The organism is Erwinia sp. 2186 (assembly GCF_057812255.1).
The window spans coordinates 2,380,697-2,404,763 of record NZ_CM173824.1; the positions used below are offsets into that span (position 1 = coordinate 2,380,697).

The 24,067-nt window shown below is 57.1% G+C and carries 19 protein-coding genes; 14 read left to right on the plus strand and 5 right to left on the minus strand.

The window, feature by feature from the left end; all coding sequences use genetic code 11:
* The first annotated feature begins 66 nt into the window (after nt 1-66).
* A complete protein-coding gene (locus ACXKZG_RS11080) occupies nt 67-342 on the plus strand; it encodes a putative hemolysin (protein ID WP_013202300.1) in 276 nt (91 codons plus the stop codon).
* Between the two features lie 33 nt (nt 343-375).
* Here the strand turns inward: ACXKZG_RS11080 and ACXKZG_RS11085 are convergent, their stop codons facing one another.
* Complete coding sequence (locus ACXKZG_RS11085; protein ID WP_346567377.1) at nt 376-1,371, minus strand: 2-hydroxyacid dehydrogenase; 996 nt, start codon at nt 1,369-1,371, stop codon at nt 376-378.
* A 189-nt stretch (nt 1,372-1,560) separates the two neighbouring features.
* On the opposite strand from ACXKZG_RS11085, the gene ACXKZG_RS11090 reads away from it, so the two are divergent.
* The 3 genes from ACXKZG_RS11090 to ACXKZG_RS11100 are packed head-to-tail and all read left to right on the plus strand — an operon-like array spanning nt 1,561 to nt 4,712.
* On the plus strand, nt 1,561-4,200 hold the full coding sequence (locus ACXKZG_RS11090) for a YdbH family protein (RefSeq protein WP_488876188.1): 2,640 nt from the start codon (nt 1,561-1,563) through the stop codon (nt 4,198-4,200).
* Complete coding sequence (locus ACXKZG_RS11095) at nt 4,187-4,375, plus strand: YnbE family lipoprotein (protein ID WP_041692015.1); 189 nt, start codon at nt 4,187-4,189, stop codon at nt 4,373-4,375. The genes ACXKZG_RS11090 and ACXKZG_RS11095 overlap by 14 nt, the downstream gene beginning before the upstream one ends.
* 10 nt (nt 4,376-4,385) lie before the next feature.
* On the plus strand, nt 4,386-4,712 hold the full coding sequence (locus ACXKZG_RS11100; RefSeq protein ID WP_041692014.1) for a YdbL family probable chaperone protein: 327 nt from the start codon (nt 4,386-4,388) through the stop codon (nt 4,710-4,712).
* Between the two features lie 63 nt (nt 4,713-4,775).
* Here ACXKZG_RS11100 and ACXKZG_RS11105 read toward each other — a convergent pair whose 3' ends face one another.
* Nucleotides 4,776-5,381 (minus strand): FMN-dependent NADH-azoreductase, encoded by a 606-nt coding sequence (locus ACXKZG_RS11105; protein ID WP_013202295.1) that lies wholly within the window; start codon nt 5,379-5,381, stop codon nt 4,776-4,778.
* 234 nt (nt 5,382-5,615) lie between these two features.
* Here ACXKZG_RS11105 and hrpA point away from each other — a divergent pair, with 234 nt between their 5' ends.
* Complete coding sequence (gene hrpA / locus ACXKZG_RS11110; RefSeq protein WP_134824218.1) at nt 5,616-9,515, plus strand: ATP-dependent RNA helicase HrpA; 3,900 nt, start codon at nt 5,616-5,618, stop codon at nt 9,513-9,515.
* An 81-nt stretch (nt 9,516-9,596) separates the two neighbouring features.
* On the opposite strand, the gene ydfG is transcribed toward hrpA, so the two are convergent.
* Complete coding sequence (ydfG, locus tag ACXKZG_RS11115; protein WP_013202293.1) at nt 9,597-10,343, minus strand: bifunctional NADP-dependent 3-hydroxy acid dehydrogenase/3-hydroxypropionate dehydrogenase YdfG; 747 nt, start codon at nt 10,341-10,343, stop codon at nt 9,597-9,599.
* A 406-nt stretch (nt 10,344-10,749) separates the two neighbouring features.
* On the opposite strand from ydfG, the gene guaD reads away from it, so the two are divergent.
* From guaD to dcp, 5 genes are read left to right on the plus strand one after another with little or no spacing between them, the layout of a single operon-like run.
* The gene (gene guaD, locus ACXKZG_RS11120) at nt 10,750-12,081 is read left to right on the plus strand and encodes a guanine deaminase (RefSeq protein WP_488876189.1); all 1,332 of its coding nucleotides are present in this window, start codon (nt 10,750-10,752) and stop codon (nt 12,079-12,081) included.
* The gene (xdhA, locus tag ACXKZG_RS11125; RefSeq protein ID WP_488876190.1) at nt 12,078-13,523 is read left to right on the plus strand and encodes a xanthine dehydrogenase small subunit; all 1,446 of its coding nucleotides are present in this window, start codon (nt 12,078-12,080) and stop codon (nt 13,521-13,523) included. Before guaD ends, xdhA begins: the two co-directional genes overlap by 4 nt.
* Nucleotides 13,513-15,879 (plus strand): xanthine dehydrogenase molybdopterin binding subunit, encoded by a 2,367-nt coding sequence (xdhB, locus tag ACXKZG_RS11130; RefSeq protein ID WP_488876191.1) that lies wholly within the window; start codon nt 13,513-13,515, stop codon nt 15,877-15,879. The genes xdhA and xdhB overlap by 11 nt, the downstream gene beginning before the upstream one ends.
* Nucleotides 15,869-16,648 (plus strand): xanthine dehydrogenase accessory protein XdhC, encoded by a 780-nt coding sequence (gene xdhC, locus ACXKZG_RS11135; RefSeq protein WP_013202289.1) that lies wholly within the window; start codon nt 15,869-15,871, stop codon nt 16,646-16,648. The genes xdhB and xdhC overlap by 11 nt, the downstream gene beginning before the upstream one ends.
* Nucleotides 16,649-16,707: 59 nt before the next feature.
* Nucleotides 16,708-18,753, plus strand: coding sequence for a peptidyl-dipeptidase Dcp (gene dcp / locus ACXKZG_RS11140; protein ID WP_488876192.1), 2,046 nt, complete (start codon nt 16,708-16,710; stop codon nt 18,751-18,753).
* Between the two features lie 82 nt (nt 18,754-18,835).
* Here dcp and hpxO read toward each other — a convergent pair whose 3' ends face one another.
* Nucleotides 18,836-19,993, minus strand: coding sequence for an FAD-dependent urate hydroxylase HpxO (gene hpxO / locus ACXKZG_RS11145; RefSeq protein ID WP_488876193.1), 1,158 nt, complete (start codon nt 19,991-19,993; stop codon nt 18,836-18,838).
* Between the two features lie 251 nt (nt 19,994-20,244).
* On the opposite strand from hpxO, the gene ACXKZG_RS11150 reads away from it, so the two are divergent.
* The 4 genes from ACXKZG_RS11150 (at nt 20,245) to ACXKZG_RS11165 (ending at nt 22,964) form a co-directional block, all read left to right on the plus strand.
* Nucleotides 20,245-20,880, plus strand: coding sequence for a hypothetical protein (locus tag ACXKZG_RS11150; protein WP_488876194.1), 636 nt, complete (start codon nt 20,245-20,247; stop codon nt 20,878-20,880).
* Between the two features lie 97 nt (nt 20,881-20,977).
* Complete coding sequence (locus ACXKZG_RS11155; protein ID WP_013202285.1) at nt 20,978-21,424, plus strand: DUF441 domain-containing protein; 447 nt, start codon at nt 20,978-20,980, stop codon at nt 21,422-21,424.
* A gap of 61 nt (nt 21,425-21,485) precedes the next feature.
* The gene (locus ACXKZG_RS11160) at nt 21,486-21,905 is read left to right on the plus strand and encodes a hypothetical protein (RefSeq protein ID WP_013202284.1); all 420 of its coding nucleotides are present in this window, start codon (nt 21,486-21,488) and stop codon (nt 21,903-21,905) included.
* A gap of 30 nt (nt 21,906-21,935) precedes the next feature.
* Nucleotides 21,936-22,964 (plus strand): LacI family DNA-binding transcriptional regulator, encoded by a 1,029-nt coding sequence (locus tag ACXKZG_RS11165; protein WP_488876195.1) that lies wholly within the window; start codon nt 21,936-21,938, stop codon nt 22,962-22,964.
* Between the two features lie 154 nt (nt 22,965-23,118).
* On the opposite strand, the gene ACXKZG_RS11170 is transcribed toward ACXKZG_RS11165, so the two are convergent.
* The gene (locus ACXKZG_RS11170) at nt 23,119-24,042 is read right to left on the minus strand and encodes a TIM barrel protein (protein ID WP_488876196.1); all 924 of its coding nucleotides are present in this window, start codon (nt 24,040-24,042) and stop codon (nt 23,119-23,121) included.
* Nucleotides 24,043-24,067 lie beyond the last annotated feature (25 nt).

Sequence of the window (24,067 nt, forward strand, 5' to 3'; positions counted from 1 at the left end):
TATCGACCCGCCTGGGATCGTAGCTTATGCTGGCTTTCTGCATAATTACCGTTCCCCGGAGAATAAATGAAAGCAGCGACCTTTCTGCTTGTCGGTTGTGCGCTGTTGCTGTCCGCTTGCAGCAGCAATGAAGCCGACAACGAACCGCCGCAACAGGCTACCAGTGCGCATGTGCCACCTCGCGTGGTGATGTCCGACTTAGCGTCCAGCACCTGTGCAAACGCCGGGGGAACCTTAGCCTTATCTCGTCAGTTAGACGGCAGCTCTGTTGGCATGTGCCAGCTGGCAAATGGCCGACGCTGTGGTGAAAATGCGCTGGCAAGCGGCACCTGCGCACGGTAATACCGGCCAGAGATCCTGACCGGTTCAGCGCATTCAGTCCGCCGTAAGTTCATTCGGGCAGGGTTGATTATTGGTCAGCTGCCTGAGGTTTTCCAGCGTGGTTTCCGCAATGCTGGTCAGCGCTTCAGCGGTCAGGAACGCCTGATGACCGGTAAACAACACGTTATGGCAGGATGAGAGGCGGCGGAAGATATCATCCTGAATCACGTCATTCGATTTATCTTCAAAGAACAGATCGCGCTCGTTCTCATACACGTCCATTCCCAGCGAACCAATCTTTTGCAGCTTCAGTGCATCAATTGCCGCCTGCGAGTCAATCAGCCCACCGCGGCTGGTGTTGATAATCATCACACCATCTTTCATTTTCTGAAAAGCTGACATATCCAGTAAATGATGATTTTCGGGCGTTAACGGGCAGTGCAGGGAAATGACGTCCGATTGCTCAAACAGCGTGTCGATATCGACATATTCGGCACCCAGTTCGATGGCCAGTGGATTCGGATAGGGATCGAACGCCAGCAGCTTCATGCCAAAGCCTTTCAGGATGCGCAACGTGGCCAGACCGATCTTACCGGTTCCCACCACACCGGCGGTGCGGCCGTGCATATTGAAGCCGATCAATCCTTCCAGGGAAAAGTTAGCATCACGGGTGCGCTGATAGGCGCGGTGGATTCGGCGGTTAAGCGTCATCATCATGCCGACGGCATGTTCCGCCACCGCTTCCGGGGAATAGGCCGGTACGCGAACGACCTTAATGCCCAGCTCTTTCGCCGCAGCCAGATCGACGTTATTAAAGCCGGCGCAACGCAGTGCGATAAACTTGATGCCCAGCTCGGCAAGCTCTTCCAGCACCACGCGGCTGCCGTCGTCGTTAACGAAGATGCAGATGCCATCGCAGCCCACCGCCGTTTTGGCCGTTTTCTCAGTCAGCAGAAAGTCGAAAAATTCCAGTTCATAGCCGTAGTCTTCATTGACCTGCTCAAGGTATTTCCGGTCGTACTGTTTCGTACTGTACACCGCAAGTTTCATGATCTCTCTCCTGTGACCGTAAAGGGAATAGCGCTGACAGCATAGTAACAATAATTCTCAATACGCGGCGACCCTGAGATGACGGAAGGCGGATATTTGCGCTGAATGCGTTGATTATCTGTTAAAAACTTCTCCCTTGTGACATTCCGTGCCATCATTTCACCCTATGATATTCACGGATGGAGCGGAATGTTGACTGGCCTTTCGCGTGGCTGGAAGGTAGCGATAGCGATCGTGCTGATCGTTGTGCTGCTGATTGCCAGCCTGTTGCTGACTGTAACCCACTGGCTTCCGCGGCTGGCTGGGGTGTGGCTGCCTGCCAACACCGCTCTGGTGCTGGACAGCAATCCCCGCTGGCTGTCCGGTAAGCTCCAGATCCCGGGCGTGCGCTACCGCGTCGGCGACTGTGAACTTGCCGCTGTACAGGATCTGTCACTGGGCCGCGCAAACGGACGTTGGGCGGTCAATGCCGCGACGGTGCAGGTCGACAGCACCTGTGCCAGCCAGCTCCCGGCCAGTGAAACGCCTTCGGCACCGCGTTCCATCGCCGACTGGCAGGCCATGCTGCCGCGTGCGGATATCACCATCAACAGTCTGGCTATTTCGCCGTGGCAAAGCTGGGGTGGAGAGCTGAAGCTCAACCTCGACAGCGCGCGACAGATCGTCCGTTACCGCAGTCCGAATCTCTCGCTGGACGCTGAACTCAACGGCCAGCAGCTGGCGATCCATTCGCTGACCGTTAAAGCCCCAGGCGTCCCCGAGCCAATTACGGTTGCCGGCACGCTGAACCTGCCAAAAATCCCTGACACCTTGCCTGATGCCGGAAAACTGACTGCCGATATGACGCTGCAGGGCATTCCTGCGCCGCTCAACGTCAATCTGGACTGGCAACAGCAGCAGGGGCAACTGGTGGTGCATCAGCAGGGCGATGATGCGCCGCTGGTGACCTTGCCATGGGCCATCTCAGACCAACAGATCCTGATCCAGCAGGGTCAATGGCGCTGGCCTTATGCGGCACAACCGTTGTCCGGCGGCATTACCCTGGCACTGAAAAACTGGCAGCAGGGGATTCCGGCAACCGAGATCACCGGCCGACTTAACGTGCTGACCCAGGGAAGAGGCGGCAAAGGCAACGTGGTGCTGTCGCTGGGGCCGGGACATCTTGACTGGAGCAACAGCCAGCTGCCATTCCGCCTGACCGGCGAAAGTAAACTGGCGCAGTTGCAATTTTACGCTGGGCTGCCTGGCGAGGTTCAGGGGCCGCTGCTGGACCCAACGCTGCTGTTACAGCCGGGCGCGTTGCTGCGAATGCGCGGACGTTTGCTTTCGACGCTGGAAGTGGATGAGGCGCGCTGGCCGCTGGCCGGAGTGAAAGTCTCATCCGCCGGCATTGACGGACGCCTGCAGGCCATTCTTACCGCACACGACCCGCAGATGGGGCGTTTTAAGCTGCATCTGGATGGGCGGGCAAACGACTTCTGGCCGGATAAAGGTCAGTGGTTCGGGCGCTATTGGGGCGAGGGCTATATGGCCCCGCTGTCGGCCAAATGGGACATGAATGGCAAGGGCCGCTGGCAGGATTCATTGATTGAGCTGACGTCGCTTTCAACCGGCTTTGATCAAATCAGTTATGGCAACGTTAACGTTCGTGCGCCGCGTTTAACGCTGGCGGCGCCGGTATCATGGCAGCGCGATGTTGCGCATCCTGCCTTTGCAGGGAAATTCCGCCTGGATGCGCAGCAAACCACCTTCAGCAGCGGCGGTTATCTGCCGCCTTCGACGCTGACCCTGGCGGTGAAAGGTCAGGATCCGGCGGCGTTCCTCTATAACGGCAGCTTGCAGGCAGAGGATATTGGCCCCGTTCGCGTTCAGGGCCGCTGGGACGGCGTTCGTTTGCGCGGTCAGGCCTGGTGGCCGCAACAATCGCTGTCGGTTTTCCAGCCGCTGCTCAGTAATGACCTGAAGATGAAAATCCAGGGCGGAACCCTCAAGGCGCAGGTTGCCTTCTCCGCCGCCGCCGATCAGGGCTTCGAGGCCGGAGGTCACTGGGTGGTGAACAACGGTAGCGTATGGATGCCGGACAATGAAATTAACGGCATCGACTTTTCGCTGCCGTTCAGGCTGAAGGCGCACCAGTGGTATTTCGGTGCCAAAGGGCCGGTGTCGCTGCGGATTAAAGAGGTGAAAAATCAGTTTGCCTTGCAGAATATCACCGCCGATTTGCAGGGCTGGTATCCATGGAGCGATCGCCAGCCGCTGCGCTTAAGCAACGTTGCGGTGGAGGTACTGGGCGGCCAGTTGAGTATGGAAAGTCTGCAGATGCCGCAGACCGAAGCCGCGACGCTGCGCTTACGAAATATCAGCATGAGCGAACTAATCACGGCGATGAAGCCCAAACAGATTGCCATGTCCGGTCATATTAATGGCGCACTGCCGCTGTGGCTGACCAATTCCCACTGGCTGATCAAAGACGGTTGGATTGCCAATAACGGCCCCCTGACCGTCAGGATGGATAAGGATTTTGCCGATGCCATCGCCAGCAACAATATTGCGGCGGGCGCCGCCATAGACTGGCTGCGCTATATGGAGATCACCCGCAGCTGGGCCACCGTCGACATTGATAATCTGGGGGCGATGACCATGAAGGCGCAGGTCAACGGCACCAGCCGCTTTAGCGACAAAAACCAGCGGGTGACGCTGAACTACACTCAGCGCGAAAACCTGTTCCAGCTGTGGCGCAGCCTGCGCTTTGGCGATAATTTGCAATCGTGGGTAGAGCAAAACGCTGCACTGCCGACTCAAAAGGAAACGACCGATGAAACGCATTAGCCTGCTGATGCCTGCCGGGATTTTGCTGCTTAGCGGCTGCGTCCCGCGTATTGAGGTGGCTGCGCCAAAAGAGCCGATTACCATCAATATGAACGTGAAAATTGAGCATGAGATCCATATCAAGGTCGATAAAGACGTTGAGGCGCTGTTAAAAAATCAGAGCGGACTGTTCTGAGGGGACGATGATGAAAAAGCTAAAAGCGCTGGCGCTGGTGTTCCTGTTGTTGTCACCGGCAGCGATGGCCCTGACGCTGGATGAGGCCCGTCAGCAAGGCCTGGTCGGCGAAACCCTGAGCGGCTACATCGCTGCCGTTACCCAGAACGCTGACGCTCAGGCGCTGGTCGATCGTATCAACCAGGGCCGTCAGCAGCAGTATCAGGCACTGGCGCTGCGCAATAATATGACCGCCGCTGAAGTTGGGCGCATCGCCGGACAAAAGCTGGTTGAGCGCGCTGCCGCCGGGCAATACGTGCGCGGCATCAACGGTCAGTGGCTCAAGAAAGGGCAATAAAAAACCGGTCCCTTGCGGTGACCGGCTTTTATTCAGGCTTACCCTTTACGGCAAGATCACGACTTAAGCAGCAACGATCTGCTTCAGCACATCTTTTGCATCGTTAGCGGCTTTGGTCGCCACTTCCGGACCGTAAGCGATGCCTTCAGCGAAGACGAACTCAACGTCTGACATACCCAGGAAACCGAGGAACAGTTTCAGGTAAGGGGTCAGCAGATCGCTTGGGGTATCTTTATGGATGCCACCACGGCTGGAAATCACCACCACTTTCTTACCGGTGATCAGGCCTTCCGGGCCGTTTTCGCTGTAGCGGAACGTCACGCCAGCACGGGCAACCAGGTCAAAGTAGTTTTTCAGCTGCGTTGGGATGTTGAAGTTGTACATGGGTGCAGTGATCACGATGGTGTCGTGAGCCTGAATTTCAGCAATCAGTTCGTTGGACAGATCCAGTGCTTCCTGCTGACGTGGGGTCAGAGTGGCATCAGAAGGACGCAGCGCGCCAACCAGTTCGCCATCCAGTACCGGGATTGGGTTCATTGCCAGGTCACGAACGGTGATTTCGTCGCTACCGTGAGCGGCTTTCCACTCTGCAATAAAGTGATCGGCCAGCTGATTTGACTGAGAATAACCGGCAAGAATACTGGATTTCAGAACTAAAACTTTGCTCATGATAATTTCCTGTGTGATACGTGAAAGGGATTTCACTCAATGATTTACACTCTAGGGGTAAACATCCCTCAGTGATAGTGCAATATTCTGAGGCCTATGTTCGAATTTACTGAACAAGGTTAACGGCAGGGAGTCATGGCTAAGTGGTTGTCTGTGCTACACTACGCAAAATTTTTATCCTTCGAATCATCTGTTGTTTGCCGGAGTGACGGCGATTAGCGAGTTTATACCCTTATGTCGACAACACCTCAATCTCCCCTGACCGCGCTCTTCCCACGCCTGGACTCGCTGATGCTGCGCGATCGCCAGCGTCTGCTGAAGCGCCTGCACGGGGCTAAAAAAGTCAGCAAGCCTGAGGCGATGCAGGCGATCGCTGACGAGCTGGCGGCGGAAATTACCGTGGCTGAACAGCGTGTGGCCAGCCGTCGTGCGGCGACGCCGACGATTCGTTACCCGGAAAATTTGCCGGTCAGTCAGAAGAAGCAGGACATTGCCGACGCGATCCGCGACAACCAGGTGGTGATCGTCGCCGGTGAAACCGGCTCAGGGAAAACCACCCAGCTGCCAAAGATTTGTCTGGAGCTGGGCCGGGGCATTACCGGGCTGATTGGCCATACGCAGCCACGACGCCTGGCGGCGCGCACCGTGGCCGATCGCATCGCCGACGAGCTGGAAACCAGCCTCGGTGGCTGCATTGGCTATAAGGTGCGTTTTAACGATCAGGTCAGCGACACCACTCAGGTCAAGCTGATGACCGACGGTATCCTGCTGGCGGAGATCCAGCAGGACCGGCTGCTGTTGCAGTACGACACCATCATTATTGATGAAGCGCATGAACGCAGTCTGAACATCGACTTTTTACTCGGCTATCTGCGTGAGCTGCTGCCGCGTCGCCCGGATTTAAAAGTGATCATCACCTCGGCGACCATCGATCCGCAGCGCTTCTCCAAACATTTCCACAATGCGCCGGTAATCGAAGTCTCCGGCCGCACCTATCCGGTGGAGGTTCGCTATCGTCCGGTGGTGGAAGACGCGGATGATACCGATCGCGATCAGCTGCAGGCCATTTTCGATGCGGTCGATGAGCTGGGGCAGGAGAGCCGTGGCGATATCCTGATCTTTATGAGCGGTGAACGGGAAATCCGCGACACGGCGGATGCCTTAAACCGCCGCGATCTTCCGCACACCGAAATTCTGCCGCTGTATGCGCGCCTGTCCAATGCCGAGCAAAACCGCGTGTTCCAGTCGCACACCGGTCGCCGTATCGTGCTGGCCACCAACGTGGCGGAAACCTCGCTGACCGTACCGGGCATCAAGTACGTCATCGATCCCGGTACCGCGCGTATCAGCCGCTACAGCTTCCGCACCAAGGTTCAGCGTCTGCCGATCGAGCCGGTGTCACAGGCCTCGGCCAATCAGCGTAAGGGCCGTTGCGGTCGTGTCTCTGAAGGGATCTGTATTCGTCTCTATTCAGAAGATGATTTCATTAACCGCCCGGAATTTACCGATCCGGAAATTCTGCGCACCAACCTGGCGTCAGTCATTCTGCAGATGACGGCGTTGGGGCTGGGCGATATCGCCGCGTTTCCGTTTGTCGAAGCGCCGGACAAGCGCAATATCCAGGATGGCGTCAAGCTACTGGAAGAGCTGGGTGCCATCACCCAAAGCGAGGATCAGCATTATAAGCTGACCCCGTCGGGCCGATCGCTGGCGCAGCTACCGGTCGATCCACGACTGGCCAAAATGGTGCTGGAAGCGCAGCGCTATGCCTGTACGCGCGAAGTGATGATCATCACCTCGGCGCTGTCCATTCAGGACCCGCGCGAGCGTCCGGCAGATAAGCAGCAGGCGTCAGACGAGAAGCATCGCCGCTTTGCCGACAAAGAGTCCGATTTCCTCTCCTTTGTGAACCTGTGGGATTACCTGCAGGAGCAGCAGAAAGCGTTGTCGTCCAGCCAGTTCCGCCGCTTGTGTAAGATGGAATACCTTAACTATCTGCGCGTGCGCGAGTGGCAGGATATCTACACCCAGCTGCGTCAGGTGGTGCGTGAACAGGGCATCCCATTGAACAGCGAGCCCGCCGATTTCCGTGGCGTGCATACCGCGCTGCTAACCGGTTTGCTGTCGCATATCGGTCAGAAAGACGCCGATAAGCAGGAATATACCGGCGCGCGTAACGCCCGTTTCTCGATCTTCCCTGGCTCGGGGCTGTTTAAGAAGCCGCCGAAATGGACCATCGTCGCGGAGCTGGTGGAAACCAGCCGGCTGTGGGGCCGCATTGCCGCACGTATCGATCCGGAGTGGATCGAGCCGGTGGCTCAGCATCTGATCAAACGCAGCTACAGCGAACCGCACTGGGAGAAAGCGCAGGGCGCGGTAATGGCCAGTGAAAAAGTCACCCTGTATGGCTTGCCGATTGTTGCCGCACGCAAGGTGAACTACAGCCAGATCGATCCGGTCCTGTCCCGTGAGCTGTTTATCCGTAACGCGCTGGTGGAAGGGGAATGGCAGACGCGTCACGCGTTCTTCAAAGCCAACCTCAAGCTGCGTGAAGAAGTGGAAGAGCTGGAGCATAAGTCCCGCCGTCGCGACATTCTGGTGGATGACGAGACGCTGTTCGCCTTTTACGATATGCGCATTCCGCAGGACGTGGTGTCTGCCCGGCATTTCGACAGCTGGTGGAAGCTAACCAGCCGCGAACAGCCTGAACTGCTGAACTTCGCCAAAGAGATGCTGATTAAAGAGGGCGCCAGCAACGTCAGCAAGCTGGATTACCCGAACGTCTGGCAACAGGGCAACCTCAAGCTGCGCCTGAGCTACCAGTTTGAGCCCGGCACCGAAGCCGATGGCGTGACGGTGCACGTGCCGTTACCGTTGCTGAATCAGGTTGAGGAGAACGGCTTCGAGTGGCAAATTCCGGGCGTGCGCCGCGAGTTGATTATCGCGCTGATCAAATCGCTGCCAAAACCCGTTCGCCGCAATCTGGTGCCCGCGCCAAACTATGCGGATGCCTTCCTTGGCCGGGTGACGCCAATGGAATTGCCGCTGCTGGAGTCGCTGGAACGCGAATTCCGGCGTATGACCGGGATTACCATTGACCGTGAAGCCTGGCAGTGGGATCAGGTGCCCGATCACCTGAAAATCACCTACCGGGTGGTGGATGAAAACAACCGCAAGCTGAACGAAGGGCGCGATCTCGCCGCGCTGAAGCTGGCGCTGAAAGGAAAAGTGCAGGAAACGCTTTCGCTGGTCGCCGATGACGGGCTGGAGCAGAGCGGTCTGCATATCTGGAGCTTTGGCGACCTGCCAGATCATTTTGAGCAGAAGCGCGGAAATTACAGCGTGAAGGCCTGGCCGGCGTTGGTGGATGAGAAAGACAGCGTGGCGATCCGCCTGTTTGACTCGCAGCATGAGCAGCAGAAGGCCATGTGGCGCGGCCAGCGGCGTTTGCTGCTGCTTAATATTCCGTCGCCGATCAAATATCTGCATGAAAAGCTGCCCAACAAAGCCAAGCTGGGGCTCTATTTCAACCCGTATGGCAAGGTGCTGGATCTGATTGATGACTGCATTGCCTGTGGTATTGATAAGCTGATTGATGAACACGGCGGCCCAACCTGGCAGGAAGCGGGTTACAACAAACTGCATGATAAGGTTCGCGCCGAGCTGAACGACACGGTGGTCGACATCGCGAAAAAGGTCGAGCAGATCCTCACCGCGGTGTTCAATATCAACAAACGTCTGAAAGGGCGCGTGGATATGAGTATGGCGCTGGCGCTGTCTGACGTTAAGGCACAGTTAGGCGGCCTGGTGTACAAAGGCTTTGTTACCCAGAACGGCTGGAAGCGACTGTCGGATACCTTGCGTTATCTGACGGCAATGGAGCGGCGGCTGGAAAAAATGCCGATCGATCCGCACAGCGATCGCGCCAGAATGCTGAAAATTGAAAAAATTCAGCAGGCCTGGTCCACCTGGTACAACAAGTTGCCCGCCGTTCGCCGCGAAGATGAAGACGTGAAGGACGTGCGTTGGATGATTGAAGAGTTGCGGGTGAGCTATTTTGCCCAGCAGCTTGGCACGCCCTATCCGGTTTCGGAGAAGCGTATTCAGCAGGCGATGGATGAGATCGTGATTTAACCGGGTGTGGTAAATGAAAACAGGCTGCATCTGCAGCCTGTTTTCATCGTTATCGCCCGAGCGCTTGCGCTCCGTCTAACATTACGCCTTGTGCACCTTCAAACCTGCCAGCGTCTGACCGACTGGCATCATCTCCAGCGTATTGATATTGACGTGCTTAGGCAGGTTCGCCACCCAGTACACCGCTTCGGTCACGTCTTCTGCCGTTAACGGTTCCGCGCCGTCATACACGCTGTCCGCTTTGGCATCGTCGCCCTTGAAGCGCACGTTAGAAAACTCGGTGCCGCCAACCAGGCCCGGTTCAATATTGGTGACGCGCAGCGCGGTGCCATGCAAATCGGCGCGCAGATTCAGGCTGAACTGACGCACGAAGGCTTTGGTGGCGCCATACACGTTGCCGCCGGCGTAAGGCCAGCTGCCGGCAATCGAACCGATATTGATGATGTGGCCAACATTGCGCTCAACCATGGCCGGCAACACCGCGCGGGTCATATACACCAGGCCTTTGTTATTGGTGTCGATCATCAGATCCCAGTCATCGACGTTGGCTTTATGCGCCGGCTCGATGCCCAACGCCAGACCGGCGTTGTTGACCAACACGTCGATATTGCGCCAGTCGGCGGGCAGGCTGGCCAGCGCTTCTTCGATACCGGCACGGTTGCACACGTCCAGTTGCAGGGTATATACAGCGTCACCCAGCTCCTCTTTCAGCGCCTGTAAACGCTCCTGACGGCGGCCGGTGGCGATCACTTTGTGCCCCTGAGCAATAAAGCGGCGGGTGATATCTTCTCCGAATCCTGCGGTAGCGCCAGTAACAAATACAATCATCTCACTGTTCCTCAAGGTATTTTCAATTCCAGCCACCTTACCATTTCAAAGGTAAGCTGATAAGGACGAAAAGGTTATGATTTATTTACTAAACCGATCTGCACACTGTTGGTGCGTTTAATTCAGATTATGCCTTTTTTTAGTGCGCCTTTTAGCAGCGCAGCGCGGATAGTTGCCGCATATAAATAATAATCCCTCAATGCAACCGTTTGCGGATGATAGCAACCGGTTGCGCACACGATTTCCTGGCAGGCAAACATGAGCTTGTCACAAATACCCATTAACCTGTTGATTATTAATCATAAATAACACCATCGCGATCTGGCATAACAATTGCAGTTTGAAATAAAGGTCATCACCTGCAATAACAAAAGAAAGGGTTGAACTCTTTCCCCAAGGAATCGCTATGTCAGTTACCTGTACTCAGGCTATTCGTGGAAGCTTTTTTGATATTACTGCCGTTGTGGACACGCCGACGCAGCTTCCCGAAGAGGCTCGTTATATTGAAGATGGATTGCTGCTGCTGAACGGCGGTGAAATCGTATCGCTGCAGCCGTGGGAAGAAGGGCGCCTTCAGCTTGCCGACGACGTTGCCGTGCTCGACTATCGCGGCAAGCTGATCGTTCCCGGTTTTGTCGATACGCATATTCACTACCCGCAAACCGAAATGATCGGTGCCTATGGTGAGCAGCTGCTGGAATGGCTGCAGCAGTACACCTTCCCGGTGGAGAGCCAGTACCATTGCCCGCAGCACGCCGCCAAAATGTCGGCCTTCTTCCTGCACCAGCTGCTAAGTAATGGCACAACCACGGCGCTGGTGTTTGGCACCGTGCATCCCGAGTCGGTCGATGCGCTGTTTACCGCTGCCGATGGGCTGGGGATGCGGCTGATTGCCGGTAAGGTAATGATGGATCGCAATGCGCCAGATTACCTGACCGAATCGCCGGAGCAGAGCTATCAACAAACGCGTGCGCTGATTGAGCGCTGGCACAACAAGGGGCGCCTCAGCTATGCGCTGACGCCACGCTTTGCGCCGACCTCTTCGCCGGAACTGCTGAGCAAGGTCAGCCAGCTGAAGGCCGAATTTCCGGATACCTGGATGCATACGCACCTCAGCGAAAATCCGCAGGAAATTGAATGGGTGAAGTCGCTGTTCCCGGCGCATAAAAATTATCTCGATGTGTATGACGCCTATCAGCTGACCGGTCGCCGCAGCGTCTTTGCGCATTGCCTGCATCTGGAAGATGAAGAGTGGGATTGCCTGCACAAAACCGACTCCGCCGTGGCATTTTGCCCGACATCCAACCTGTTTTTGGGCAGCGGCCTGTTCGACCTGAACACCTGCTGGCAGAAAGGGGTGAAAATGGGTGTGGGCACCGATGTCGGCGCAGGGACCACCTTTAGCATGCTGCAAACGCTGGGCGAGGCCTACAAAGTGGGCCAGCTCCAGCGCTACAAGCTGGCGGCCTGTGAAGCCTTCTATCATGCCACGCTGGGCGGCGCGCATGCGCTGGATCTGGACAGCCGCATCGGCAACTTCAGCCCCGGAAAAGAAGCCGACTTCGTGGTGCTGGATCCGGCGGTTTCCGCCTTACAACAGATGCGCCATGCCAACAGCAAAGATATCTGGGAAAAACTCTTTGTGCTGATGACGCTGGGCGACGATCGCAATATCGCTGCAACCTGGGTAAACGGGCAGTGCGTCTGGCAGACACACAGTGAGGTAAAAGCCGCATGATCCAATTTTTACTGAATCAGACGCTGGTGACCGAAGAGTCGCTGGATCCCAATCTGACCGTGCTGAACTACCTGCGTCAGAATAAACGCCGTAGCGGCACCAAAGAAGGCTGTGCGTCGGGTGACTGTGGCGCCTGTACGGTCACACTTGGCCGGGTGGAAAACGGCGAAATGGTGTATGAAACCGCTAACAGCTGCCTGACCTTTGTCAGCAGCCTGCAGGGCAAACAGCTGATCACCGTCGAGGATTTAAAGCAGGGCAATAAACTGCACTCGGTGCAGCAGGCGATGGTGGATTGCCACGCGTCACAGTGCGGATTCTGCACGCCCGGCTTTGTGATGTCGCTGTTCACGCTGCAAAAAAACAGCGATGGCTGGCAGCATAAGCAGGCTGAACAGGCGCTGGCGGGCAACCTCTGCCGCTGCACCGGCTACCGTCCAATTGTCGATGCCGCGCGCCAGGCCTGCGAACAGCCTGAAGTTGACAGTTTCCAGTTGCAGAGTGCGGACACGGCGAAGCGCCTGAGCGCGCTGAAAAACGCGGAGCTGCAAACCCTGACCTTCAAGGGCAACCGCTGCTATGTGCCGAAAACCGTGGCACAGCTGGCCGGGTTGCTGCAGGAATTTCCGCAGGCGAAGCTGCTGGCCGGCGGCACCGATCTGGCGCTGCAGGTTACGCAGTTCTACAAACCGTTACCGCTGATGATCGCCCTTGAGCAGATTGATGAGCTGAAAGCGTGCCAGATAGCTGAGCACGAGATGGTGCTGGGTGCCGGTGCGTCTCTGCATCATTGCTATCAGCTGCTGGCAGCGCATATTCCGCCGTTCTCCGAGATGCTGGAGCGCTTTGCCTCATTGCAGATCCGCCATCAGGGCACGCTGGGCGGCAACATCGCCAACGGTTCGCCGATCGGTGATACGCCGCCGATGCTACTGGCGCTGAATGCCTCGCTGGAACTGCAACACGGCCAGCGCGTCCGTCGTCTGCCGCTCAACGAGTTCTTCCTTTCCTATCGCAAAACCGCCTTACAGGAAGGGGAGTTTATCCGCGCGATCGTCATCCCAAAAGTGACGCCGTCACAAACATTCGCCGCGTGGAAAGTCTCCAAACGGCTGGAAGATGATATCTCGGCGGTGTTTGCCGCGCTGCTGGTCGACACCGACAGCAGCGGCGTGGTGACCGAAGCACGCATCGCCTTTGGCGGCATGGCCGAAATTGCCAAACGCGCCAGCCACAGCGAACAGCTGCTGATGGGGAAACCGCTGACGCTGACGTCAATCGAACAGGCCTGTGCCGCCCTTGAGCAGGACTTCAAACCGCTGAGCGATTTCCGCGCCAGCGCGGATTACCGCCTGCAAATCGCCAAAAACTTATTACGCCGTTTCTATGCTTCCCGTTCGGGTGAGCTGACGTTGCTGGAGGTATCGCGCTATGTCTCATAATCGACCGGTAGTGGCAGAAGACGTGATTGCCCGGCAATACCGGGAAGGGATCCAGAGCGGCGTGGGCAAAAGTAACAAGCACGAAAGCGCCGATAAACATGTCTCCGGTGAAGCCCTGTACATCGATGACAAGCTCGAGCTGCCGGGCATGCTGCATCTCTGCCCACGGCTGAGTGAACACGCCCATGCGCGCATTCTGCATATCAATGTTGAACCCTGCTACGCCATTCCCGGTGTGGTGCAGGTGTTAACCTGGCATCAGGTGCCGGGCGAGCTGGATATCGGCCCACTGGAGCCGGGCGATCCGCTGCTGGCGAAGGAGGTGGTGGAGTACGCCGGTCAGGTGGTGCTTGCCGTGGCGGCTGAAACGCCCGACGCGGCGCGGCAGGCTGCCGAAGCCGCCATCATTGAGTATGAGGTGCTGACGCCCATGCTCGACGTCAAGGAAGCGCTGGAAAAGCAGCACTTTGTCCAGCAGCCGCATGTTCATCAGCGCGGTGATGCGCAGGCCGCGCTGGCGCGTGCCGCTCACCGTTTACAGGGTGAATTCCATATCGGTGGTCAGGAACATTTCTACCTCGAAACGCAGGTGGCGATGGTCATTCCCGGAGAAGACAACTCGCTGCAGGTCTTTTCTTCCACGCAAAACCCGACGGAAGTGCAGAAGCTGGTGGCCTCGGTGATGGGCATCACCATGAATAAAGTCACCATTGATATGCGCCGCATGGGTGGCGGCTTCGGCGGCAAAGAGACCCAGGCGGCGGGCGTGGCCTGTTTGTGTGCCGTGGCGGCGAGGATGACCAACCGTCCGGTGAAAATGCGTCTGGCGCGGCGCGATGATATGCGCATGACCGGCAAGCGCCATCCGTTCTACGTGCGCTATGACGTCGGAGTGGATGAAACCGGACGATTCTGCGGCGTGAAAATCGATTTGGCCGGTAACTGCGGCTATTCGCTGGACCTGTCCGGCTCCATTATCGATCGTGCGATGTTCCATGCGGACAACGCCTATTATCTCGGCGATGCGCTGGTCACCGGTTATCGCTGCCGGACCAACATCGCGTCGAACACCGCCTATCGCGGCTTTGGCGGCCCACAGGGCATGGTGGCGATTGAACAGATCATGGATCACATCGCCCGTGAACTGAAACTGGATCCGCTTGAAGTGCGTAAGCGCAACTATTACGGCAAGGAAGAGCGCAATATCACCCATTACCACCAGAAGGTTGAAGACAATCTGATGGCGGAAATGACTGAACAGCTGGAAGTCAGTGCGTCTTATGCCCAGCGGCGGGAAGAGATCCGCGCCTTCAATGCGGCCAGTCCGTATCTGAAACGCGGGCTGGCGCTGACGCCGGTCAAATTTGGCATCTCCTTTACCTCAAGCTTCCTGAACCAGGCGGGCGCACTGATCCTGATCTACACCGACGGCACCGTGCAGTTAAACCACGGCGGTACCGAGATGGGCCAGGGGTTGAACACCAAGGTGGCGCAGATTGTCGCCGAAGTGCTGCAGATCGATGTCGATCAGATTCAGATCACCGCCACCGATACCGGAAAAGTGCCGAACACCTCACCGACCGCGGCCTCCAGCGGCACCGATCTCAACGGTAAAGCGGCGCAGAATGCGGCGGAAATCCTGCGTGGCCGCCTGACCGAAATGCTCTGTAAGCTGCACAGCTGCAGCGCCGAAGAGGTGACTTTCAGCAACGGCATCGTGCGGGTAAAAGACCAGCACTTCACCTTCCCGGACGTGGCGCAAATGGCATGGTTTAACCAGGTGCCGCTGTCGGCAACCGGCTATTACAAGGTGCCGGGCATTCACTACGATCGCCAGGCCGGGCGCGGCACGCCGTTCTATTACTTCGCCTATGGTGCGGCCTGCGCCGAGGTGATTATCGACACCCTGACCGGGGAATATCGCCTGTTGCGGGCGGACATTCTGCATGACGTTGGCGCGTCGCTGAACCCGGCGATCGACATCGGTCAGGTGGAAGGCGGTTTTGTGCAGGGCGTCGGCTGGCTGACCTGCGAAGAGCTGGTGTGGAACGACAAAGGGCGCTTAATGACCGATGGCCCGGCGAGCTACAAAATTCCCGCCATTGGCGACGTGCCGGCAGATATGCGGGTGACGCTGGTAGAAAACCGTAAGAACCCAAAAGATACGGTGTTCCATTCGAAAGCCGTGGGCGAACCGCCGTTTATGCTGGGTATTGCGGCCTGGTGCGCCTTGCAGGATGCGGTATCCAGCGTCAGCAACTATCAGCAACATCCGCTGCTGGATGCGCCCGCGACGCCGGAAAGGGTGTTCTGGGGCGCGGATAAACTCAGAGCCGGGGTGACCGATGCGCACTGATGACTGGATTATGGTGTTGGCGCAGCTGCATGAGCGGCGCGAACCCTGCGTGCTGCTCACCGTGCTGGACGAAAAAGGCTCGGTGCCACGCGATCGCGGCAGCAAAATGGTGGTGTCTGCGAGCAAAACCTGGCTGACCATTGGCGGCGGCCATCTGGAATTTAAGTGCGTTGCCACCGCCAGAGAGATGTTAAGCGCCAGGCAGGCGCAGCCCTACAGCGAGCATTTCAATCTGGGCGCAAAGTTGGGTCAGTGCTGCGGCGGCATGACCACCGTACTGTTTGAGCCGTTGCTGCAGATCCAGCCGCAAATCGTGGTATTTGGTGCCGGGCACGTCGGTCAGGCGCTGGTGAATCTGCTGGCGACGTTACCCTGTAACGTATTTTGGGTGGATGAACGCCGCGAGCAGTTTTCCAGCGTGCCGGAAGGAGTCACCGTTTGCTGCCTGGACGATCCCACCGAGCAGGTGGATTTGATGCCGCCAGACAGCTATTTTGTGGTGATGACCCATCATCATCCGCGCGACTTAGAACTGTGTGAAGCGATCCTTAAGCGCGGCGATTATCGTTATTTTGGCGTGATTGGATCGCAAACCAAGCGTCAGCGTTTCGACTATCGCCTTGAAGGTAAAGGCTTCACCCGGCAGCAGCTGGACAGCATGCGCTGCCCGATTGGCCTGCCGGATATCACCGGCAAACTGCCGGCGGAGATTGCCGTGGCGGTGGCGGGAGAAATTATTGCCACTTATCAACGGGCTGATACTGATTGAGTTGGCTTAGGCGGATTAACCGCCTATGCTGAAGGTCACCCATGACAAGGAGATCTGCGATGCAAGCCAATCCGTTCAGTCAGCCAAGTACACTGCCTTATCAGGCACCGCCGTTCGATCGGATTTCCGATGCCGACTACCGTCCCGCACTGGAACAGGCAATGGCCGAAAAGCGTGCGGAAGTGCAGCAGATTGCCGAAAACCCCGACGCACCGAGCTTCGAAAATACCTATGAAGCGCTGGAAAAGTGCGGGCTGATGCTGCGCCGCGTCGAGAATGTCTTTGGCGCGATGACCTCCGCCAACACCAACGCCACCTTACAGGCTCTGGATGAAGAGATGTCGCCACGGCTTGCCGCGTTGAATGATGAAATCCGGCTGAACAGCAAACTGTTTGCCCGCCTGGACAGCGTTTATCAGCAGCGCGAATCGCTGGAGCTGCCGGCCGAAGCGCTCAGGCTGGTCGAGGTGGTCTGGCAGACCTTCCAGTTGGCCGGTGCCAGCCTCAGTGACGATCAAAAGACCGCACTGAAAGCCCTCAATCAACAGTCCGCCACCTTAAGCACCCAGTTTACCAATCGCCTGCTGGCTGGCACCAAAGCCGGTGGCTTAAGCCTCAGCAGCGCCGATTCCCTTGCCGGGTTAAGCGAAGCCGAGCTGACCGTCGCAGCCCAGGCCGCAGCGGAGCGCGGCCTGCAGGGACAATGGTGGCTGGCACTGCAAAACACCACGCAACAGCCGGTATTGCAGGATTTGAGCGATCGCCAGACGCGCGAAAATTTATTCGATCTCGCGTGGCGTCGAACGGAGAAAGGCGATGCGAATGACACCCGCGAACTAATCGTCAAACTGGCTGCGGTCCGCGCGCAACAGGCGCAGCTGCTCGGTTTCAGCAGCTTTGCCGAATGGAAGTTGCAGGATCAGATGGCGAAAACCCCGGACGCCGCGCTGGCGTTTATGCGGGCAATCGTGCCTGCTGCCACCGCCCGCGCAAAACGCGAAGCGGCCGATATCCAGGCGCTGATCGACCAACAGCAGGGCGGGTTTACGCTTGAGCCCTGGGACTGGTTGTTCTATGCCGAACAGGTTCGTCGGGCGAAATACGATCTCGATGAAAGCCAGATCAAGCCGTACTTTGAAGTCACGTCGGTGCTGGAAAACGGCGTGTTTTATGCCGCCACCCAGTTGTTTGGCATTACCTTTGCCCGTCGCGACGATATCCCGGTATGGCATCCCGACGTCACCGTGTATGAAATTATCGACAACAATGGTTTGCCGATGGCGTTGTTCTATACCGACTTTTTTAAGCGCGAGAGCAAAGGCGGCGGTGCCTGGATGAGTAATTTTGTCGACCAGTCGAAGCTGCTGGGCACCCATCCGGTGATTTACAACGTCTGCAACTACAGCAAACCGGCCGAAGGGCAACCGGCGCTGATCGCCTGGGACGATGTGATCACACTGTTCCACGAATTTGGCCATACGCTGCATGGTCTGTTTGCTGAACAGACTTATCCAACGCTGTCCGGCACCAATACGCCACGGGATTTCGTCGAGTTCCCGTCACAGATAAATGAGCACTGGGCCAGCAATGAAAAGGTGTTTATGAATTACGCCCGCCATTATCAAACCGGTGAGCCGATGCCGCAGGCGCTGCGCGACAAAATTGTTAAAGCCAGCAAGTTTAATAAAGGCTATGACATGACCGAACTGCTGGCGGCGGCGTTGCTGGATCTCCACTGGCACAGTCTGGGCGCGGAGGATAAACCCGCAGACGTGGCGGCGTTTGAGCAACAGGCGTTGCAGGCGGACAACATCAATTTGCCACAGGTTCCGCCGCGCTATCGCTCAAGCTATTTCCAGCATATCTGGGGCAATGGCTATGCCGCGGGCTATTACGCCTATATCTGGACGCAGATGCTGGCAGACGATGGCTTCGAATGGTTTAACGAGCAGGGCGGATTAACCGCGGAAAACGGTCAGATCTTCCGTCAGAAGATCCTGTCGAAGGGTAACAGCGAAGATTTGAAGCAGCTGTATGCTGACTGGCGCGGGCAGGATCCGGTAATTGAACCGATGCTGATTAATCGCGGCCTGAAAGAAGCCTGATAGCGGCGTTTAACCGGGGCGGGAAGGGGGAACGGCTCTCACAGTCTGAGGATCGTTTCTCCCTTTCCGCCCCGTTTTATTATCAGGCCAGCGGACCACCCCGAATGGTGTCGCACATGCCATGGATAATGCGCTCACCGGTTTCGCTCTTCAGATCTTCATACCACTGTTGTGTGACGTCCATCTCTTTACCGTGGGTCACGTCGCAGCGTTTGCGGGCTTTCAACACCAGATCCTTGACCCGATCCGCACGCTTAAGCTGATAGCGCAGCAGCGCGTCTTCAATGCCTAAGGCGTTGGTTTGCAGGCAATTCGCCAGCACCACCGCATCTTCCATCGCCGCACAGCCGCCCTGACCGATATCCGGCGTGGTGCTGTGAGCCGCATCACCCAGCAGCGCCACACGACCTTTAACCAGCTCCGGGAACGGATCGATATCGTGGATCTCCACGCGGTTGGTGGTTTCCGGGTTAATCTGCCCAATCAGTTTTTGCACCGGCGCTGCCCAACCGCTGAAGTAGCGGCTGAGATCGTCGCGTACGCTGCTGCGATCTTCCGTTAATCCTGCCGGTAGCGGCACATCAAAGAAGAAGTAGAAACGGTTATTGGCCACCGGCATCAGCGAAACGCGTTTACCTTCGCCAACAAAGGTTGTCCACTGCTCAGCCGGCGCAATGCTTTCATCAATATCAACCAGACCGTTCCAGTTAACGTAGCCGGCATAGCGCCGCTCAACCGTGCGGCCCAGTACATATTTGCGCACCACCGAGTGGGTGCCGTCACAGGCGATCAGCAGGTCGCCATGGGCTTCGCTGCCATCTTCAAACCAGGCCGTTACGCCGTTTTCATCCTGCTCCACGCGGGCGACGCGTTTGCCAAACTGGACTTTTTCGCGACCGTAAGTGTCCAGCAGCATCGCCTGCAACTCTGCGCGGGCGACCGGATAGGGGCGCTCGCCAGAATCTGCCACCAACGGATCGAGGCTGAACTGCGTCAGCGTGGTGCCCGACTGAAAATCGTTATAGGCCATCGCACGCATCGGGCCGCCAAGCTTGCGCAGGGGCTCTTTCATCCCAAGGAAATTCAGGCACTTTACGCCGTTCGGCCAGATGGAAATGGCGGCGCCAACCGGCTTGATCTCTTTAACGGCTTCAAACACCTCGGTCTGAATGCCGAAACGGTGCAGGGCAATCGCTGTGCACATGCCGCCAATGCCGGCACCAATGATAATCGCTTTCATCTGTCTCTCCTTTCTGTCATAAGATTTATTAAGCAATTTCTATACCAATTTCTTATGACTGCTCAGGTGGCGTCAGCGGCGGATTTTTGCGGAAGTGAAACGATAGTTTCACTGCAATCCTGCATTATTGTGATGCATTGCACCATGATGGTGAGTTGCGGGTGAAACGCTTGCAATTATGCCGCACGAAACGTTGGCAAATACGGCGATCTTTGTCACAGTAATGGCAACCCTCTCCCGGAGATACCCCCATGGCCATTATTGCCTGCCTGCATGCCGCACGAAGTAACATCGACGTATTTGAAACCGCTCTGCGTTCGCTGGATTTTGGTGATATTCAACTGCTGCACCGGGTTGAGGATGGCTTGTTCGACCAGGCCGTGGCAGCCAATGAAGTAACACCTGCCGTCGCTGCCGCCACGCGACGGGCTATTGAGGAGCTGTGCGAACATGCCGATGCGGTGATCGTCACCTGCACCACCCTGGGCGTGGTAGCCTGGGATGCAAAGCAGTTCAGTAAGCCGGTATTGCGCGTGGATGCCACGCTGGCCAAAGGCGCCTCACGCTATCACGGCTCAATTCTGGTGCTCTGCACCGCGCACAGTACGCTGGAAGCCACCAGGCAGCTTTTCGAGGCCTTTATTCCCGGCGAACGTCTGGCCGTTGAGCTGATCCCGCGCGCCTGGGCTTACTTTAACCATGACGATATTGAAGGCTATCACCGCGAAATTGCCCACTATATTCAGCAGCGCCCCGAATGTTCGCTGGGCTGCATCGTGCTGGCACAGGCCTCAATGGCCGGGGCGGAGAAATATATCAACAGCACGCTGGCGGTGCTGACCGGGCCTCAGGTCTGTCTGCAGGCCGCTATCGAAACCATCTTGTAAAACAAAGTTAATGAAACGTTAAAAAAGTCTCAACCTGAGCCGGAAAGTGTTTTATGCTGACGGCACAACAGGTTACGCCTTACTGCAGGGATTTTTTATGTTCGATCTTACGCTCTTCATTTTGCTGGTTCTGGCCGGTCTCAGCTACTTCAGTAACAACCTTACGGTGGCGATTGCGCTGCTGGTACTGATTATTGTGCGCATGACGCCGCTGAATACCTTCTTTCCGTGGATTGAAAAACAGGGCGTGACGGTGGGGATCATCATTCTGACCATCGGCGTGATGGCGCCGATTGCCAGCGGCACCATTCCCAGTACCACCTTGATGCATTCCTTTCTGCACTGGAAATCCTTGCTGGCTATCGCTATCGGGATCTTTGTTTCCTGGGTGGGCGGCCGGGGCGTGACGCTGATGAGCAGCCAGCCAAGCGTGGTCGGCGGTTTACTGATCGGCACCATCATTGGCGTGTCGCTGTTCCGGGGCGTGCCGGTTGGGCCGCTAATCGCCGCCGGCCTGGTTTCGTTGTTTATCGGCAAAATGTAGCCAGCGTCCCGGCGGACGGTCTGCTATCATTGCGCTCTTTTTTAGATGCGAGAAATGACCGGTGAGTAATAAACAAGACAAGCGTGCGAAACGCGCCAAAACCAAAGCGAAACAGGCTAACAACAAGCGTTCACGCGGCAAGCAACTGGATGCCGTTGGCCGTCAGAGTTATATCGCCACGCCTGAGATGCTGGCGCTGTTTGCCACGCTGCCGCCGCTGGACGAGAACGGCGAGATGCCGTTTGTTGCCGACGTTTATCGCTGGTCGGATGAAGAGTACGGCTTTGAAGGCAACGGTAGCAGTGAAGAAGACATGCTGCAGGTTGGCGCACTGTGCGTGCTGTATATTCACTGGCGCACCAGCGGTCAAACCTCACTGATGCAGAACGACATGATCGAAGCCGCTATTCGTCTTACCGAAGACAATGAGGCGTTCAAAACGCAGTATGCCGCAGCGGTTGCTGCCGCTCAGGCTGAATAAAACCGACCATCCGCAGAGGGGCAACAGGTCATGGCTTCAACTCCAACAATGACTGATATTGCCAGAGAAGCCGGCGTGGGTGTGGCAACGGTCGATCGGGTGATCAATCAACGGGCACCCGTCAAAGCCGCAACCCGTCAACGCGTGCTGGCGGCAGCGCGAACGCTGGGCTTTATCTCTGACAAGATCAGCCTCTCTGAAGATTCACCGCCATCCTGCCGTACCGCCTATATTTTGCTCGACTCCGGGGCGGTTTTTTACCGCGAGTTCAGTGAACAGCTGCTGTTGCATACTGCGCGCTGCGATCGGCTTGCCAACGATCCCGAGTTGATTTATCTCAACGTCAATGCCACGGAATCCATCGCTGCAACCCTTATTGCCCTTAGCGACCGGGTCGATGTGATTGGCCTGGTGGCCATCGATCATCCGCTGGTGAATCAGGCCATTGGCGTCGCCCGCGAGAAGGGCGTGCGCGTCTATAGCCTGTTTAGCGAGCTGACCGCCAGCGGCTGCGCCGGCTATATCGGCCTCGATAACCGTAAGGCGGGGCGTACCGCGGCCTGGGCGCTATCCCGTTTGTGCCAACAGCCGGGCAAGATTGGCATTCTGCTGGGCGATCACCGTTTTCTCTGTCAGGAAACCTCGGAGATCAGCTTCCGCTCCTATTTCCGTGAAAAAACCAGCGGGTTCACGATTCTGGAACCGCTGCGCTGCCATGAAGACGATCGCCTGGCTGAACAGGCCACGCGCGAGCTGCTGGCGAACCATCCCGATCTCGTTGCGCTGTATGTGCCCAGCGGCGGCGTGGAAGGGGTGGTTAACGCCTTGCTGGCGGAAAAGCAGCGCAGCCACCGGCTGCTGACCGTGGTGTGTCACGGTCCCATTGCCAGCGCACAGCGTGCGTTGCTGGAGGGCGTGGTGGAGGTGTTTATCTGGCACCGGATGGCAACGCTGGCGGCGGGGATCACCGGGGCGATTGCCGAGGATTTTGACAGCCAGGCGCGTGGCAATCAGCAACGCTATCTGCCGTTCGAACTGATGACCTTAGAAAACTTCTGAGTGCCGAAAAAATGATACCGCCACGGCCTGGCCGTGACGGTTTACCAACAGGCTAGCGAGTCCAGGCGTCTTCCCGACCCGTAGTGACGCTTTAACGCGTTATCGTGCCCCGTCTCGCGCCGTGCTCCAGTACCGTATGATGCATTACGTCTTATCAGAAACCGACGCTGCGCAGATAGTGCAGGCTGGCGGTGACATCTTTTAAGCTGCCCGCCACATCGCGCGGATCGCGCTCCTGTTCGATGGTGATCCAACCTTGCCAGCCCAGCTCGGCGAGCAGGGCTCTCACCGCCGGGTAATCGACATCGCCACTGCCCAGTGGACACATCACGCCCGCGGCACAGGCGCTGAAGAAATCCTGTTGCTGTTTGATGGCCGTTTCAAATACTGCCTTATTCACATCTTTAAAGTGCAGATAGTCGATGCGGTCGGCATATTTTCGTAACCAGGTCACCGGATCTAATCCGGCGTAATAGAGGTGGCCGGTATCGAGGCACAGTCCGGCTTCGGCCGCCGGGATATCACTGGCGATACGATCGATTTCATCACCAAACTCAATAAACCCGCCCGCATGCGGATGGATCACCGGCCGCACGCCATATTCCTGCCAGGCAATGCGGCTCAGCTCGCGGATATTGGCGACCATGCGCTGCCAGTCGGCTTCCGGCAGGCGTTTGGCACGATCCGACTGGCCGGCACAGCGGGCGCGCTCTGCGTCGCCGAAGTCGATGATCACCAGGTAAGGCGGTGGCACGTCGCTGTCCGCACTGCTGACCGGGACCTTTTGCAGATTGGCGCAAATGGCATGGGTCAGTTCCACCATCTTGCTGAAGTTGGCTTCAGACATCAGGTCATCAAACAGCGTGCCGGCCACCAGCGACAGCTGATGGCTTTCCAGCGCCTGCTTAAGGGCCACAGGATCGGTTGGAAGGTAGCCCCACGGACCGAGTTCAATGCTGCGGTAGCCCGCTTCACGCGCTTCGGTTAGTACCTTATTCCACGGTGGCAGGAACGGGTTTTTAGGATCGTCGACGCCCCAGCTGCAAGGGGCATTAGCGATTGAATACGATGGTTTCATTTGGCTGTCCTGTAAGGATGAGAGT

Coding starts and splice junctions, on each gene's coding strand:
- ACXKZG_RS11080 (WP_013202300.1), top strand. CDS start 67: ATGAAAGCAGCGACCTTTCTGCTTGTCGGTTGTGCGCTGTTGCTGTCC.
- ACXKZG_RS11085 (WP_346567377.1), bottom strand. CDS start 1,371: ATGAAACTTGCGGTGTACAGTACGAAACAGTACGACCGGAAATACCTT.
- ACXKZG_RS11090 (WP_488876188.1), top strand. CDS start 1,561: ATGTTGACTGGCCTTTCGCGTGGCTGGAAGGTAGCGATAGCGATCGTG.
- ACXKZG_RS11095 (WP_041692015.1), top strand. CDS start 4,187: ATGAAACGCATTAGCCTGCTGATGCCTGCCGGGATTTTGCTGCTTAGC.
- ACXKZG_RS11100 (WP_041692014.1), top strand. CDS start 4,386: ATGAAAAAGCTAAAAGCGCTGGCGCTGGTGTTCCTGTTGTTGTCACCG.
- ACXKZG_RS11105 (WP_013202295.1), bottom strand. CDS start 5,381: ATGAGCAAAGTTTTAGTTCTGAAATCCAGTATTCTTGCCGGTTATTCT.
- hrpA (WP_134824218.1), top strand. CDS start 5,616: ATGTCGACAACACCTCAATCTCCCCTGACCGCGCTCTTCCCACGCCTG.
- ydfG (WP_013202293.1), bottom strand. CDS start 10,343: ATGATTGTATTTGTTACTGGCGCTACCGCAGGATTCGGAGAAGATATC.
- guaD (WP_488876189.1), top strand. CDS start 10,750: ATGTCAGTTACCTGTACTCAGGCTATTCGTGGAAGCTTTTTTGATATT.
- xdhA (WP_488876190.1), top strand. CDS start 12,078: ATGATCCAATTTTTACTGAATCAGACGCTGGTGACCGAAGAGTCGCTG.
- xdhB (WP_488876191.1), top strand. CDS start 13,513: ATGTCTCATAATCGACCGGTAGTGGCAGAAGACGTGATTGCCCGGCAA.
- xdhC (WP_013202289.1), top strand. CDS start 15,869: ATGCGCACTGATGACTGGATTATGGTGTTGGCGCAGCTGCATGAGCGG.
- dcp (WP_488876192.1), top strand. CDS start 16,708: ATGCAAGCCAATCCGTTCAGTCAGCCAAGTACACTGCCTTATCAGGCA.
- hpxO (WP_488876193.1), bottom strand. CDS start 19,993: ATGAAAGCGATTATCATTGGTGCCGGCATTGGCGGCATGTGCACAGCG.
- ACXKZG_RS11150 (WP_488876194.1), top strand. CDS start 20,245: ATGGCCATTATTGCCTGCCTGCATGCCGCACGAAGTAACATCGACGTA.
- ACXKZG_RS11155 (WP_013202285.1), top strand. CDS start 20,978: ATGTTCGATCTTACGCTCTTCATTTTGCTGGTTCTGGCCGGTCTCAGC.
- ACXKZG_RS11165 (WP_488876195.1), top strand. CDS start 21,936: ATGGCTTCAACTCCAACAATGACTGATATTGCCAGAGAAGCCGGCGTG.
- ACXKZG_RS11170 (WP_488876196.1), bottom strand. CDS start 24,042: ATGAAACCATCGTATTCAATCGCTAATGCCCCTTGCAGCTGGGGCGTC.